The sequence below is a fragment of the Pseudomonas sp. COR18 genome (assembly GCF_048568395.1).
GTDB lineage: Bacteria > Pseudomonadota > Gammaproteobacteria > Pseudomonadales > Pseudomonadaceae > Aquipseudomonas > Aquipseudomonas fuscovaginae_B.
The window spans coordinates 2492206-2505316 of record NZ_CP183808.1 but is presented as its reverse complement, the minus strand read 5'-3'; the positions used below and the strand labels follow the sequence as shown (position 1 = coordinate 2505316).

The 13111-nt window shown below is 65.3% G+C and carries 15 protein-coding genes; 9 read left to right on the top strand and 6 right to left on the bottom strand.

The window, feature by feature from the left end:
* The first annotated feature begins 4 nt into the window (after positions 1–4).
* Together ACM62G_RS11485 and ACM62G_RS11480 are read left to right on the top strand one after the other, a co-directional pair.
* Positions 5–553: a cytochrome c oxidase assembly protein gene (locus ACM62G_RS11485; protein WP_273824901.1), complete on the top strand. Its 549-nt coding sequence runs from the start codon at positions 5–7 to the stop codon at positions 551–553.
* 33 nt (positions 554–586) lie between these two features.
* Positions 587–1483: a cytochrome c oxidase subunit 3 gene (locus tag ACM62G_RS11480; protein WP_054057605.1), complete on the top strand. Its 897-nt coding sequence runs from the start codon at positions 587–589 to the stop codon at positions 1481–1483.
* A 13-nt stretch (positions 1484–1496) separates the two neighbouring features.
* Here the strand turns inward: ACM62G_RS11480 and ACM62G_RS11475 are convergent, their stop codons facing one another.
* Entirely contained in the window at positions 1497–1700 is a 204-nt protein-coding gene (locus ACM62G_RS11475; RefSeq protein ID WP_419737178.1) for a twin transmembrane helix small protein, read from the bottom strand.
* A gap of 72 nt (positions 1701–1772) precedes the next feature.
* Between ACM62G_RS11475 and ACM62G_RS11470 the strand changes: the two genes are divergently transcribed.
* From ACM62G_RS11470 to ACM62G_RS11450, 5 genes are read left to right on the top strand one after another with little or no spacing between them, the layout of a single operon-like run.
* Positions 1773–2519 (top strand): SURF1 family protein, encoded by a 747-nt coding sequence (locus ACM62G_RS11470; RefSeq protein ID WP_419737177.1) that lies wholly within the window; start codon positions 1773–1775, stop codon positions 2517–2519.
* Positions 2485–3078, top strand: coding sequence for a hypothetical protein (locus tag ACM62G_RS11465; protein WP_054057602.1), 594 nt, complete (start codon positions 2485–2487; stop codon positions 3076–3078). The genes ACM62G_RS11470 and ACM62G_RS11465 overlap by 35 nt, the downstream gene beginning before the upstream one ends.
* A 10-nt stretch (positions 3079–3088) precedes the next feature.
* Entirely contained in the window at positions 3089–4168 is a 1080-nt protein-coding gene (locus tag ACM62G_RS11460; RefSeq protein ID WP_273824908.1) for a COX15/CtaA family protein, read from the top strand.
* Positions 4156–5055, top strand: coding sequence for a heme o synthase (gene cyoE / locus ACM62G_RS11455; RefSeq protein ID WP_273824910.1), 900 nt, complete (start codon positions 4156–4158; stop codon positions 5053–5055). The genes ACM62G_RS11460 and cyoE overlap by 13 nt, the downstream gene beginning before the upstream one ends.
* Positions 5052–5687, top strand: a complete 636-nt coding sequence (locus tag ACM62G_RS11450) for an SCO family protein (RefSeq protein WP_054060596.1) — start codon at positions 5052–5054, stop codon at positions 5685–5687. The genes cyoE and ACM62G_RS11450 overlap by 4 nt, the downstream gene beginning before the upstream one ends.
* 151 nt (positions 5688–5838) lie before the next feature.
* Here the strand turns inward: ACM62G_RS11450 and ACM62G_RS11445 are convergent, their stop codons facing one another.
* Positions 5839–6264, bottom strand: coding sequence for a VOC family protein (locus ACM62G_RS11445; protein ID WP_273824912.1), 426 nt, complete (start codon positions 6262–6264; stop codon positions 5839–5841).
* Between the two features lie 141 nt (positions 6265–6405).
* Between ACM62G_RS11445 and ACM62G_RS11440 the strand changes: the two genes are divergently transcribed.
* Positions 6406–7260 carry a LysR family transcriptional regulator gene (locus ACM62G_RS11440; protein WP_273824914.1) on the top strand — a complete coding sequence of 285 codons (855 nt, stop codon included), beginning with the start codon at positions 6406–6408 and terminating at the stop codon, positions 7258–7260.
* 115 nt (positions 7261–7375) lie between these two features.
* Here the strand turns inward: ACM62G_RS11440 and ACM62G_RS11435 are convergent, their stop codons facing one another.
* The 3 genes from ACM62G_RS11435 to ACM62G_RS11425 all read right to left on the bottom strand — a co-directional run bounded on the left by ACM62G_RS11435 (position 7376) and on the right by ACM62G_RS11425 (position 9920).
* Positions 7376–8149, bottom strand: coding sequence for a MetQ/NlpA family ABC transporter substrate-binding protein (locus ACM62G_RS11435; protein WP_054058285.1), 774 nt, complete (start codon positions 8147–8149; stop codon positions 7376–7378).
* 89 nt (positions 8150–8238) lie between these two features.
* Positions 8239–8913 (bottom strand): methionine ABC transporter permease, encoded by a 675-nt coding sequence (locus tag ACM62G_RS11430; protein WP_017902568.1) that lies wholly within the window; start codon positions 8911–8913, stop codon positions 8239–8241.
* On the bottom strand, positions 8913–9920 hold the full coding sequence (locus tag ACM62G_RS11425) for a methionine ABC transporter ATP-binding protein (RefSeq protein WP_054058284.1): 1008 nt from the start codon (positions 9918–9920) through the stop codon (positions 8913–8915). The genes ACM62G_RS11430 and ACM62G_RS11425 overlap by 1 nt, the downstream gene beginning before the upstream one ends.
* A 255-nt stretch (positions 9921–10175) precedes the next feature.
* Here ACM62G_RS11425 and katE point away from each other — a divergent pair, with 255 nt between their 5' ends.
* Entirely contained in the window at positions 10176–12314 is a 2139-nt protein-coding gene (gene katE / locus ACM62G_RS11420) for a catalase HPII (protein WP_419737176.1), read from the top strand.
* Between the two features lie 67 nt (positions 12315–12381).
* Here katE and ACM62G_RS11415 read toward each other — a convergent pair whose 3' ends face one another.
* Positions 12382–13098, bottom strand: a complete 717-nt coding sequence (locus ACM62G_RS11415; protein WP_419737175.1) for a PA5502 family lipoprotein — start codon at positions 13096–13098, stop codon at positions 12382–12384.
* Positions 13099–13111: the final 13 nt, after the last annotated feature.

Genomic DNA, 13111 nt, shown 5'->3' with positions numbered 1-13111 from the left:
TCCGATGAGCGACTCGGTTTCACTCAGGCGCCTGGTCAGCCGACTGCTGCTGGTGGTGGTGGCGATGTTCGCCTTCGGCTTCGCCCTGGTGCCGATCTACGACGTGATGTGCAAGGCGTTCGGCATCAATGGCAAGACCGCCGGCCAGTACGAGGGTGAGCAGGTGGTGGATGCCTCGCGCCAGATCGGCGTGCAGTTCCTCTCCACCAACGCGGTGGACATGGTCTGGGAGTTCTACCCCAAGGCCGACCGGATCGACGTCCACCCCGGTGCCGTGAACGAGATGATCTTCGTCGCCTACAACCCTACCGACCGGGTGATGAAGGCCCAGGCCATCCCGAGCATTTCCCCGGGCAATGCGGCGGTGTATTTCCACAAGACCGAATGTTTCTGCTTCACCCAGCAGACGCTCAAGCCCGGGGAGCGGGTCGAGATGCCGGTCCGTTTCATCGTTGACCGTGACATGCCCAGGGATGTGAAGCACCTGACGCTGGCCTACACGCTGTTCGACATCACCGCCCACAACCCACCCGTGGCCCACTCGGGTGGGTAGGCCAGTCGGCGTGCCCGACAAGGAGAACAATAGATGGCGACTCCAACCCACGAGCATTACTACGTCCCGGCCCAGAGCAAGTGGCCGATCATCGCCACCCTCGGCCTGCTGGTCACGGTCTACGGCCTGGGCACCTGGTTCAACGACCTCAAGGCGGCCCGCCCGGAATCCCATGGCCCGCTGATCTTCTTCGTCGGCGGCCTGCTGCTGGCCTACATGCTGTTCGGCTGGTTCGGCGCGGTGATCAGGGAAAGCCGCTCCGGCCTCTACAGCCCGCAGATGGATCGTTCGTTCCGTTGGGGCATGAGCTGGTTCATCTTTTCCGAGGTGATGTTCTTCATCGCCTTCTTCGGCGCGCTGTTCTACGTGCGGCACATGTCGGTGCCGTGGCTGGCCGGTGAAGGTGGCGCCAAGGGCCTGGCCCATATGCTCTGGCCGGAATTCCAGAAAGCCTGGCCGCTGCTGGACAACCCGGATCCGAAACTCTTCCCGTCACCCAAGGGCACCATCAGCCCGTGGGGCCTGCCGCTGCTCAACACCGTACTGCTGGTCAGCTCCAGCGTGACGGTGACCTTTGCCCACCATGCCCTGAAGAAGGGCCACCGTGGCGCGCTGAAAGCCTGGCTGGCGCTGACGGTGCTGCTCGGGCTGGCGTTCCTCGGCTTCCAGGCCAAGGAATACCTGCACGCCTACCACGAGTTGGGCCTGACCCTCGGTTCGGGCATCTACGGTGCGACGTTCTTCATGCTCACCGGGTTCCACGGTGCCCACGTGACCATTGGCACGCTGATCCTGTTCGTGATGCTGGTACGCATCCTGCGCGGGCACTTCGACGCCGAGCACCAGTTCGGCTTCGAGGCGGCGAGCTGGTACTGGCACTTCGTCGACGTGGTCTGGATCGGCCTGTTCGTTTTCGTCTACGTGCTGTGAACGCGGCGCCCGCCTACCAGGGGGCGCTGGAGACCAGTTGGCCGCTGTAGAAGCCCCAGGTGATCAAGGTGAGGGTGGCTGCGGCGAGGACGACACGAAGGGTCAACGCGGTCAGCAGGCGATGGGACGGACCCTCGTCCCTGACCAGAAAGAACAGACCGCTGAACAGGCTGACCACCGTGGCAATCAGCATCAGGACTATCGCCGCTTTGAGCATGGTGAGACTCCGGGGGGAGATGCGCATGTATTTGAGTATAGCGAGCCCGCTTCCTGTCCATGGGGTGCCAGCATGAGGCACTTTCGTCCCGGCGTGGCCCCGACCCTGGTGGTGCTGTTGTTGCTGCCGGTGCTGGTGTCGCTGGGTTTCTGGCAACTGCACCGTGGCGAGGAGAAGCGGGTGTTGCTCGACAGTCATGCCCAGCGGCGCATGGCCGAGCCGCTGAGCGTCGGGCAGCTCCACGACAAGGCCGATCCGGCCTTTCGCCGGGTGCGCCTGCGCGGCCAGTTCGATGGCGAACACAGCTACCTGCTGGACAACCGCATTCGCAACGGCCGGGTTGGCGTCGAACTGATCCAGCCGTTCCACGACCAGGCCAGCGGGCTCTGGTTGCTGGTCAACCGTGGCTGGCTGCCCTGGCCGCAACGGCGCACCCCACCGTCGTTCAGCACGCCGGAGCAGGTGCTGAACCTCGACGTCTGGGTCTACGTGGCGCCGGGCGCGACCTTCCAGTTGCACGCCGACCCGGCCGATGCCGCCTGGCCGCGACTGGTGACCGCGATCGAACCGGACAGGCTGTGGAAGGAACTGGGCCGTGACGGCTTCGCCTACGAACTGCGCCAGGAGCCTGGCCCCGGCAGCTACGAAACCGGCTGGCCGGTAGTGGCCGAAGGCATGGGGCCGGAAAAGCACCTCGGCTACGCCGTGCAGTGGTTCGCCATGGCCCTGGCCCTGTTCGGTCTCTATCTCTATCTCGGATGGCATAACGCAAGGGAGAAACAGCATGGGAGCGGCCATGAATCCATTCGACACCACTGAGCCACGACAGCCGGGCGTGCGTGCCCGTGGTCGCTGGCAACTGATCCTCATCGTGCTGATGGTCATCGGACCGATGCTCCTGGCCACCGGCATGTACAAGCTGCAGTTCTGGGTGCCGGAAGGCCGCAGCTACCACGGCGAACTGATCGGCAACGGCCAGGGCCGTGCCGACCTCGGGATACAGGCCGAAGAGACCCGCTGGCAACTGCTGGTGACCGCGCCGCAGGCGTGCTCGGTGGACTGCCAGCAATTGGTCTACCTGGCGCGGCAGATCCATATCGGCCTGGGACGCGATGCTTCGCGGGCCAGTCACGCGCTCGCGACCGCGCAGCCACTGGCCGACGACTACGCGGCCAAGCTGCAACGCGAGTATCCGCAACTGCAACGCTATGCCCTCGATCTGCCCGCCTACACCCGCCAGATCCGGGGCGCCGCCGCGCCACAACTGTGGATCATCGACCCCCACGGCAACCTGGTGCTGCGCTATGACGCCCGGGTCAAGGGCAAGGACCTGCTCAACGACCTGCGCCAACTGCTGAAACTGTCGAACATCGGCTAAGGAGAACGGCATGGCCAAGCCAGGATTCCGCCTCGCGCTGTTTGCCACCCTGCTGGCGCTGATCGTCGTGCTGCTCGGTGCCTACACCCGCCTGACCCATGCCGGCCTCGGCTGCCCGGACTGGCCGGGTTGCTACGGATTCATCGGCGTACCCAAGAGCGAGGCCCAACTGGCCCATGCCGAACTGCATTTCCCCGATTCGCCGGTGGAGGCGCACAAGGGCTGGAACGAAATGATCCACCGCTATTTCGCCGGTACCCTGGCCCTGGCGATCATCGTCCTGGCGGCCCGTTCCTGGAGGGAACGGCGCCGTGAAGGCCAGCCGCTGAAGCTGCCGCTGTTCCTGCTGGCGGTGGTGCTCGCCCAGGCCGCGTTCGGCATGTGGACGGTGACCCTCAAGCTTTGGCCGCAGGTGGTGACCGGCCATCTGCTCGGCGGTTTCGCCACCTTGAGCCTGCTGTTCCTGCTGACCCTGCGCCTGTCCGGCGTGTTGCCGGCGCTGGCGGTGCCCCGGCGCCTGCAACGCTGGGCAACGGCCGGGCTGTTGCTGGTGATCCTGCAGATCGCCCTCGGCGGCTGGGTCAGTTCCAACTATGCCGCGGTGGCCTGCATCGATCTGCCGACCTGCCATGGCCAATGGTGGCCGGCGGCGGACTTCGCCAACGGTTTTCACCTGACCCAGCACATCGGCCCGAACTACCTGGGCGGCCAGCTCGACAGCGAGGCCCGCACGGCGATTCACCTGACCCACCGCATTGGCGCGCTGCTGGTGACCCTGGTGCTGCTGGGGCTGGCCTGGCAGTTGCGGGTGGTCGGCATGACCCGCCTGGCCGGGCTGCTGCTGTGCGCCCTGGCGGCACAGATCGGCCTGGGCCTGAGCAACGTCTATTTCCACCTGCCCCTGCCGGTGGCCGTGGCCCACAACGCCGGCGGCGCGCTGCTGCTGCTGACGCTGGTGCTGGTCAACTATCACGCGCGGACCGCCCTGGTGCGGGTGCGTCGGCAGGCGCCTGCCCGCTGGCGGCTCAGCCCCCGCGGGGCGGTGCACGGGCCTATCACCATCAAGGGAGAGATGCCATGGCGACTGTAGCCGGCGAGCGTCACCGCCAGGCGATCTGGCGCGACTATCTGGAGCTGACCAAGCCCAAGGTGGTGGTATTGATGCTGATCACCTCGCTGGTGGGCATGTTTCTCGCCACGCGCGCCGGGGTGCCGTGGACGGTGCTGGTGTTCGGCAACCTCGGTATCGGCCTGTGCGCGGCCGGCGCGGCGGCGGTCAACCATGTGGTGGACCGGCGGATCGACGCGGTGATGGCCCGGACCCACAAGCGCCCGCTCGCCGAGGGCCGCGTTTCGCCGTCGGCGGCACTGGCCTTCGCGCTGCTGCTGGCGGTGCTCGGCCAGGCGTTGCTGCTGGCCTTCACCAACCCGCTGACCGCCTGGCTGACCCTGGCCTCGCTGCTCGGCTACGCAGTGATCTACACCGGTTTCCTCAAGCGCGCCACGCCACAGAATATCGTGATCGGCGGCCTGGCCGGCGCGGCGCCGCCGCTGCTGGGCTGGGTCGCGGCTACCGGGCACCTGGGCGCCGAGCCGCTGCTGCTGGTGCTGATTATCTTCGCCTGGACCCCGCCGCATTTCTGGGCCCTGGCGATCCACCGCAAGGAGGAGTACGCCAAGGCCGATATCCCGATGCTGCCGGTGACCCACGGCGAGCACTACACCAAGGTGCATATCCTGCTGTACACCTGCGTCCTGCTGGCGGTCAGCCTGCTGCCGTTCGTGATCCACATGAGCGGCGTGCTCTACCTGCTCTGCGCCCTGGGCCTGGGCGCGCGCTTCCTGCAATGGGCCTGGGTACTGTACCGTGGCAGCCGGCCGCAGGCGGCGATCGGCACCTTCAAGTACTCTATCTGGTACTTGTTCCTGCTGTTCATCGCGCTGCTCGTCGACCACTACCTACTGTTGAACCTATGACTCGAACTCAGAAAACCGTTTTCATTCTCGTCGCCGTGGTGGCCCTGATCCTGGGGCTGACGGTCAACAAGGTCCTCAACGGCAAGGGCCAGGGCGATACCACCGCGCTGATCGATGCCGGCATCATCCTGCTGCCGCAGAGCCGCACACTGCCGGACGTGAAGATGACCGACCAGGACGGCCAGCCGGTGTCGATCGACCAGCTCAAGGGCAAGTGGACCCTGCTGTTCTTCGGCTACACCTTCTGCCCGGACATCTGTCCGACCACCCTCGCGCAGTTGCGGCAGATCAAGAGCGAACTGCCCAGGGACGCGGTGGACAAGCTGCAGATCATCCTGGTGAGTGTCGACCCCAACCGGGACAACCCCAGGCAGCTCAAGCAGTACCTGGGGTATTTCGACCCGCAGTTCCGCGGGTTGACGGCGGGCTCCATCGAGGACCTGCAGAAGCTGGCGAATGCGGTGAGCATTCCGTTCATTCCGGCCGATACCAGCAAGCCGAACTACACCGTCGACCACAGCGGCAACCTGGCGATCGTCGGGCCGGATGGCAACCAGCGCGGGTTCATTCGGGCGCCGCTGAACAACCAGAAGCTGGTGGCGCAGTTGCCGAACATGCTCAAGCGCAACTAGTGTTGTGGCCGTGAGGGCCTCTTCGCGGGCAAGCCCGGCTCCTACAGGGTTTGTGTCGTACCTGGACTCTGTGCCCGCCCCTCCCACTGTAGGAGCCGGGCTTGTCGGGACGCCGCATCGCCGCGAAGAGGCCCCAAAGGCCACCGCTAGACTATTTCGCAAATAACTGCCCGATATCCTTGAACGCCTTGAATTCCAGCGCATTGCCACAGGGGTCGAGCAGGAACAGGGTCGCCTGCTCGCCGACCTGGCCCTTGAAGCGCACGTAGGGTTCGATCACGAACCGTGTCTCGCGAGCCCGCAGCCGTTCGGCCAGCGCCTCCCACTCGGCCCAGCCCAGCACAACGCCGAAATGTGGCACCGGCACATCATGACCGTCCACCGGGTTGCTCATGGCCTGTTCCTGCGCCGCGGTCCTGGCCTGGTAGTGGATCACCAACTGGTGGCCGAAGAAATCGAAGTCCACCCAATGATCGCTGCTGCGCCCCTCGGGGCAGCCGAATACTTCGCCATAGAAGTGCCGGGCCGCGGCCAGGTCATGGACAGGAATGGCCAGATGAAAGGGAGAAAGCGCCATGGCGGGTACCATCAGTGAGAAAGGAGCTTTCAGTCTAGAGACGATTATTTTGTTGAAAAGCGCATATTCTTGCGGTCGAGATCAAATTATTTTGTCGTATGCTGCCCTCCACCGCCTGTTTCATCTCCCTGGACGAGCCTGATGTTGCGAGAACTCAAGACCTTCATCCGTGTGGCCCGCGAAGGCACCTTCGTCGCCGCCGGGCAGCAGTTGGGGCTGACCCAGTCGGCGGTCAGCGCACAGATGCGCGTGCTGGAGCAGAACCTCGGCGTACGCCTGTTCGACCGCAGCGGCCGGGCGGCGGTGCTGAACGCGGCCGGGCGTCATGCGTTGCCGCTGGCCGAGCAGATCCTCAGCCTGTATCGCGCGATGGCGTTACCCACGGCCGCTGCGCAATGGCAGGGCGAGCTGCGCATCGGCGCCATCGCCACGGTGCAGACCGGCCTGCTGCCGCGGGCCCTGCCGAGGTTCCGCGAGGCGGCGCCGCGGGTCGACCTGAAGCTGGTGCCCGGGGTGTCGCTCAACCTGCTGAGCCAGGTCGATGCCGGTGAGCTGGACCTGGCGTTGCTGATCCGGCCGCCATTCGAGCTGCCCAAGGAGTTGCTGGCGATTCCCCTGGCCAGCGAGGCCTTCGTGCTGATTGCGCCCCGGCAGGTCAAGGGCGACGACCCGCGGCAACTGCTCGCCGAGCAGCCGTTCGTGCGTTATGACCGGGGTTCGTTCGGTGGGCGGCTGGTCAGCCAGTTCCTGCGCGAGCAACGGATCCAGGTGCGTGATGTGCTGGAGCTGGACGAGATCGAGGCGATTGCGCGGATGGTCGAATGCGGGCTGGGAGTGTCGCTGGTGCCCAGGGCCGGGCTTTGGCTGCAGCGCGTGGATCAGTTGCGGGTCATCGAGCTGGGCGAGCTGACCTTCGAGCGTCAGCTGATCGCGGTATTGCGCCGCGCCCAGCGCCAGCCGGCGCTGGATTGCCTGCTGGAGTGCCTGCAGGCCTGAAACGGCCCGCGCTGATCGTTCCCTCGCGGAGCGTGGGAACGATCGGCACAGGTCAGCGCCGTTTGTAGGAGCAGGGCTTGTCGGGGCGCCGAACCGCCGCGAATGGGCCTGGGGGTCAGAACGCCGGAACGATCGAACCCTTGTACTTCTCGAGGATGAACGCCTTCACTTCCGGGCTGTGCAGCGCGGCAACCAGCTTCTTCAGGGCGTCCGAATCCTTGTCGTCCGGACGGGCCACCAGGATGTTCACGTAAGGCGAGTCCTTGCCCTCGATGAACAGTGCGTCCTTGGACGGATCGAGCTTGGCTTCCAGGGCGTAGTTGGTATTGATCAGCGCCAGGTCGACCTGGGTCAGCACGCGCGGGATGGTCGCCGCTTCCAGTTCACGGAATTTCAGGTCTTTCGGGTTCTCGGCAATGTCCTTGGGCGTCGACAGGATGTTGTGCGCGTCCTTGAGCTTGATCAGGCCGGCCTTTTCCAGCACCAGCAGCGCCCGGCCGCCGTTGGTGGCGTCGTTCGGGATCACCACGGTGGCGCCACCTGGCAGGTCTTCCAGCTTCTTGTACTTGCTGGAGTAGGCGCCCAGCGGCTCGACGTGTACGCCGGCGATGCTGACCAGGTGGGTGCCCTTGGACTTGTTGAACTCATCCAGGTACGGCTGGTGCTGGAAGAAGTTGGCGTCCAGGCGCTTCTCGGCGACCTGTACGTTCGGCTGCACGTAGTCGGTGAAGACCTTGACCTTCAGGTCCACGCCTTCCTTGGCCAGGACTGGCTTGACGAATTCGAGGATTTCCGCGTGGGGCACCGGGCTGGCGGCCACGCTCAGGGTTTGCGCGGCGTTGGCGGAAAACGCCGCGACGGCGGCGAAGGCAGCGATCAGTTTTTTCATCGAACGACTCCATGTGAGATGCCGCTTGGCATCTGCCGGCCCCGGGGCCGGCGATTCAGTAGGTTGCGAAAGCGTTGGGGTGTTGCCCGTTACTTGCGGGAGAACCGCGCCACGAGCTTGTCGCCGATGGTCTGCAGGACCTGCACCAGCACCACCAGCATGACCACGGTGACCAGCATCACATCGTTCTGGAACCGCTGGTAACCATAGCGGATTGCCAGGTCGCCGAGGCCGCCGGCCCCGACCACACCGGCCATGGCGGTATAGCCTACCAGGGTGATGGTCGTCACGGTGATGGCCGCGAGGATGCCCGGACGGGCCTCCGGCAGCAGTGCATTGAAGACGATCTGGCGGGTGGTCGCGCCCATGGCCTGGGTCGCTTCGATGATGCCGCGGTCGACTTCGCGCAGCGCGGTTTCCACCAGCCGGGCGAAGAACGGCGCGGCGCCGATCACCAGCGGCGGAATGGCGCCGGCCACGCCCAGCGAGGTACCGGTGAGGAACACGGTGGTGGGAATCAGTACGATCAGCAGGATGATGAACGGCAGCGAACGCACCACGTTGACCACGAACGACAGCGCCGAGTAGGTCGGCTTGTGCTCGAGCAGTTGGCGCGGGCTGCACAGGAACAGCAGCACGCCCAGCGGCAGGCCGAGCAGCACGGTGAACAGCAGCGAGCCGCCAAGCATCATCATGGTGTCGCCGGTGGCTTCCCAGATGTCCGACCAGTCGATGTTGGCGAAAAAGCTCAGGAACAGGTCCATCAGCGCAGTACCTCCATATGGACGTCAGCCGCGGTGAAGCGGGCGAAGGCGGCGTCCAGGTCGCCACCGGTGATGGCCAGCGTCAGTTGCCCGTACGGGGTGTCCTTGATGCGGTCGATACGGCCGGCGAGGATGCTGTAGTCGACTCCGGTTTCACGGGCCACGGTGCCCAGCAGTGGCGCGTAGGTGGCATCGCCCTGGAAGGTCAGGCGCACGATGCGCCCCGGCACGTGGGCGAAGTCGTTGCGCTGCTCGTTCTCGTCGATCTGTTCGTCTTCCTGGACGAAGCGCCGGGTGGTCGGGTGCTTGGGGTGCAGGAACACGTCGGCCACCGGGCCCTGCTCGACGATCACGCCGGCGTCCATCACGCCGACCACATCGCAGACACGGCGGATCACGTCCATCTCGTGGGTGATCAGGACGATGGTCAGTTTCAGCTCGCGGTTGATCTCGGCCAGCAGTTGCAGGACCGAGGCGGTGGTCTGCGGGTCGAGGGCGCTGGTGGCCTCGTCGCACAGCAGGATCTTCGGCTTGGTCGCCAGGGCGCGGGCGATGCCGACGCGCTGTTTCTGCCCGCCGGACAGTTGCGACGGATATTTCTTCGCGTGATCGGCCAGGCCGACGCGCTGCAGCAGCTCGGCGACGCGCTGGTCGATCTCCCGGCGGGACAGTTCACCGGCCAGGGTCAGCGGCAGCGCGACGTTGTCGGCAACGGTCTTGGAGGCCAGCAGGTTGAAGTGCTGGAATATCATCCCGACTTGCTGGCGGAAACGCCGCAGGCCATTGGCGTCGAGCGCGGTGATTTCCTCGCCGTCGACGATGATCTTGCCGCCGCTGGGCGCTTCCAGGCGGTTGATCAGGCGCAGCAGGGTACTTTTGCCGGCGCCGGAATGGCCGATCAGCCCGAACACCTGGCCTGCCTCGACACGCAGGTGGGTCGAGTGCAGGGCGGGAATTTCCTTACCGGCGACCCGGTAGGTTTTATGGACGTTATGAAACTCGATCACGTAGCGAACCTTGTGGGGCGCAATGGAAAGGGGTCAGCGGTTAGCCGGGCGCGCATTTTAGCCTGTCCGTATAGATGCTATTAGCATTTATTTCGCATGCGACCTGCGATTTGGCAATAACACGATCAGTGGTCAGAAAAAAGGAACGGCTTCGGACCCGCGGCAGTCACTCGTTAGGCACTTCGAATCCCGTTCGCCGGGACCCTGTCGATCATCCGGCAGCTCTGCGGCGACTGTAACCGAGGAAACCGTCTGATGAGTACCAAGAAACCCAAGGCCAACCAGAGCCAACTGGCTGGCACCGACACCCTGGATCGCGGCAACACCAACGACAAGCTGCAGAGCCTGGAGCCGTTCCGCTCCGATGCCAGCGGCCAGGCGTTGCGTACCAACCAGGGGGTGAAGGTCGCCGATAACCAGAACAGCCTGAAAGCCGGCGCGCGCGGGCCTTCATTGCTGGAAGATTTCATCATGCGTGAAAAGATCACGCATTTCGACCATGAGCGGATCCCCGAGCGCATCGTGCATGCCCGGGGCACCGCCGCCCATGGCTACTTTCAAAGCTACGGCAACCATGCGGCGTTGACCAAGGCCGGTTTCCTTCAGGACCCCGCCATCAGGACCCCGGTGTTCGTGCGTTTCTCCACGGTGCAGGGCCCCCGCGGTTCCGGGGATACCGTGCGCGACATCCGCGGTTTCGCAGTGAAGTTCTTCACCACGGAAGGCAATTTCGACCTGGTCGGCAACAACGTGCCGGTGTTTTTCATCCAGGACGCGATCAAGTTTCCCGATTTCGTCCACGCGGTGAAACCCGAGCCGCACAATGAAATCCCCACCGGTGGCTCGGCCCATGACACCTTCTGGGACTTCGTCTCGCTGGTGCCGGAGTCGGCCCATGCGGTCATCTGGGCCATGTCCGACCGGGCGATTCCGCGCAACCTGCGCAGCATGCAGGGCTTTGGCGTGCACACCTTCCGCCTGGTGGATGCCGAGGGTGGCTCGCGCTTCGTCAAGTTCCACTGGCGGCCCAGCGTCGGCACCTGCTCGCTGGTCTGGGACGAAGCGCAGAAGCTGGCGGGCAAGGACACCGACTTCCATCGTCGCGATCTCTGGGAATCGATCGAGAGCGGCGACTATCCCGAGTGGGAGCTGGGGGTACAGGTGATTGCCGAGGAAGACGAGCACAGCTTCGACTTCGACATCCTCGACCCGACCAAGCTGATTCCCGAGGAGTTGGTGCCAATCACCCCGCTGGGCAAGATGGTGCTCGATCGCAATCCCGACAATTTCTTCGCCGAAACCGAGCAGGTCGCCTTCTGCCCCGGGCATATCGTGCCGGGGATCGACTTCTCCAACGACCCGCTGCTGCAAGGCCGGCTGTTTTCCTACACCGATACCCAGATCAGTCGCCTGGGTGGGCCGAACTTTCACGAGTTGCCGATCAACCGGCCGCTGGCGCCCTTCCACAGCAGCCAGCGCGACGCCCAGCACCGTACGGTGATCGACAAGGGCCGGGCGTCCTACGAGCCCAACTCGATCGATGGCGGCTGGCCCCGTGAAACCCCTCCGGCGGCTCGGGACGGTGGCTTCGAGAGTTACCCCGAGCGGATCGATGCGGCCAAGATCCGTCAGCGCAGCGAATCCTTCTCCGACCACTTCTCCCAGGCCCGGCTGCTCTTCAACAGCATGAGCCCGCACGAGAAGGAGCACATCATCGCCGCCTACAGCTTCGAATTGGGCAAGGTGGAACGCGAGTTCATCCGTGCGCGGCAGGTGAACGAGATCCTGGCCAATATCGACCTGGAACTGGCCGCGCGGGTTGCCGCCAACCTTGGCCTGCCGGCGCCGCAGGCGGGCACGGTGGCAACGCGCAAGACTGCGCTGGAGCAGTCGCCGGCGCTGAGTCAGGCGAATCTGCTGGCGGGGCATATCAGGACGCGCAAGGTGGCGATTCTCGCGGCGAATGGCGTCGAGGGTGCGGCGATCGCGGCACTGCGCAAGCTGTTGGCGGCGGAAGGTGCCCATGCCCGGCTGCTCGGGCCGACTTCGGCGGCGATCACCAGCGCCCAGGGCGAGCGCCTGGCGGTGGACGCTTCGATGGAAGGCCTGCCGTCAGTGGCGTTCGATGCGGTGTATGTGCCGGGTGGCGCCGAGTCGGTCAAGGCGCTTGGCGGCAACGGCGTGGCCCTGCACTACCTGTTGGAGGCCTACAAGCATCTCAAGCCGATCGCCGTGCACGAGGACGCGAAGGTGTTGTTGGAGAAGCTGCATCTGCAGGTGGACGCGGGGCTGATGGTGGGCAGTGATGCCAAGGCGCTGGAGGCCTTCGTCGCGGCGCTGGCCCGACATCGGGTGTGGGAGCGGGAGGAGCGGGCCAAGGCGGTGCCGGCCTGATGGGCCCATTCGCGGGCACGCCCGGCTCCTATAGCGTCGGCGCCGGGCTTGCTGGCGATCAGCGGGCTCAGGGCTTGCGCGGGCTCAGCACGACCTGGGCCTGCACCTTGCGGTCGATCTGCCTGTCGATCTTCAGCTCGAAGTTCGGATCGAGCTTCTTCACCCGCTTGCTCAGCAGGGTCTCCAGCCACGGGTAGTCCTGGGTCCGGGGCACCTGGAAGGTCACCGTGCACTGGTAATTGACCACGTCCGCCGCCAGCGCGTCCATCTGCTTGCGCAGCAGCGCGATGTCCTGGATGTTCAGGGCGATGGTGCTGCTTTGCGCGCTCGGGTCGATCACCCGGGCCGCTGGCCTGGCCTCGGCTGCCTGGAGCTCGGCCTCGGCCTTGTCCAGCTCCGCCTTGCGTGCCTGGGCGATGGCGCCGTTGACCCCGCCGGTCAAGGCCGGGGCCTTGGGCATCAGGGCGCGGGCGCGGCTCAGTGCGGTGGCGGCGGCATTGACGTCGCCCTTCTGCAGCACGATCTGGCTACGCTGCAGGTAGGCTTCGGCCAGTTGCCGCTGGTACTGGACCAGTTGCGGGTCGTCCGCGGACTGTGCCTGCAAGGCGGCCAGTTGGTCCTCGGCGGTGGCCAGTTCGTTGCTGTTGATGCTCTGCTCCAGCGCGGCAATCGCCGTGGCCCGGGCATCGGGCACGGCGGTGTCGGCCGGCGGAGTGCTCTGGCAGGCACCCAACAGCAGGGAAAATGCGGCAAGGAGCAGATAACGGGAGGCGGAAAGCTTCATTCCTGCGACTCTC

Excerpts from the sequence above, each read along its gene's own strand:
- ACM62G_RS11440 (WP_273824914.1), top strand. The coding sequence starts at position 6,406 with ATGTTGCGAGAACTCAAGACCTTCATCCGTGTGGCCCGCGAAGGCACC.
- ACM62G_RS11465 (WP_054057602.1), top strand. The coding sequence starts at position 2,485 with ATGGGAGCGGCCATGAATCCATTCGACACCACTGAGCCACGACAGCCG.
- ACM62G_RS11460 (WP_273824908.1), top strand. The coding sequence starts at position 3,089 with ATGGCCAAGCCAGGATTCCGCCTCGCGCTGTTTGCCACCCTGCTGGCG.
- ACM62G_RS11445 (WP_273824912.1), bottom strand. The coding sequence starts at position 6,264 with ATGGCGCTTTCTCCCTTTCATCTGGCCATTCCTGTCCATGACCTGGCC.
- ACM62G_RS11430 (WP_017902568.1), bottom strand. The coding sequence starts at position 8,913 with ATGGACCTGTTCCTGAGCTTTTTCGCCAACATCGACTGGTCGGACATC.
- ACM62G_RS11485 (WP_273824901.1), top strand. The coding sequence starts at position 5 with ATGAGCGACTCGGTTTCACTCAGGCGCCTGGTCAGCCGACTGCTGCTG.
- ACM62G_RS11475 (WP_419737178.1), bottom strand. The coding sequence starts at position 1,700 with ATGCTCAAAGCGGCGATAGTCCTGATGCTGATTGCCACGGTGGTCAGC.
- ACM62G_RS11450 (WP_054060596.1), top strand. The coding sequence starts at position 5,052 with ATGACTCGAACTCAGAAAACCGTTTTCATTCTCGTCGCCGTGGTGGCC.
- katE (WP_419737176.1), top strand. The coding sequence starts at position 10,176 with ATGAGTACCAAGAAACCCAAGGCCAACCAGAGCCAACTGGCTGGCACC.
- ACM62G_RS11435 (WP_054058285.1), bottom strand. The coding sequence starts at position 8,149 with ATGAAAAAACTGATCGCTGCCTTCGCCGCCGTCGCGGCGTTTTCCGCC.
- ACM62G_RS11480 (WP_054057605.1), top strand. The coding sequence starts at position 587 with ATGGCGACTCCAACCCACGAGCATTACTACGTCCCGGCCCAGAGCAAG.
- ACM62G_RS11415 (WP_419737175.1), bottom strand. The coding sequence starts at position 13,098 with ATGAAGCTTTCCGCCTCCCGTTATCTGCTCCTTGCCGCATTTTCCCTG.
- ACM62G_RS11470 (WP_419737177.1), top strand. The coding sequence starts at position 1,773 with ATGAGGCACTTTCGTCCCGGCGTGGCCCCGACCCTGGTGGTGCTGTTG.
- cyoE (WP_273824910.1), top strand. The coding sequence starts at position 4,156 with ATGGCGACTGTAGCCGGCGAGCGTCACCGCCAGGCGATCTGGCGCGAC.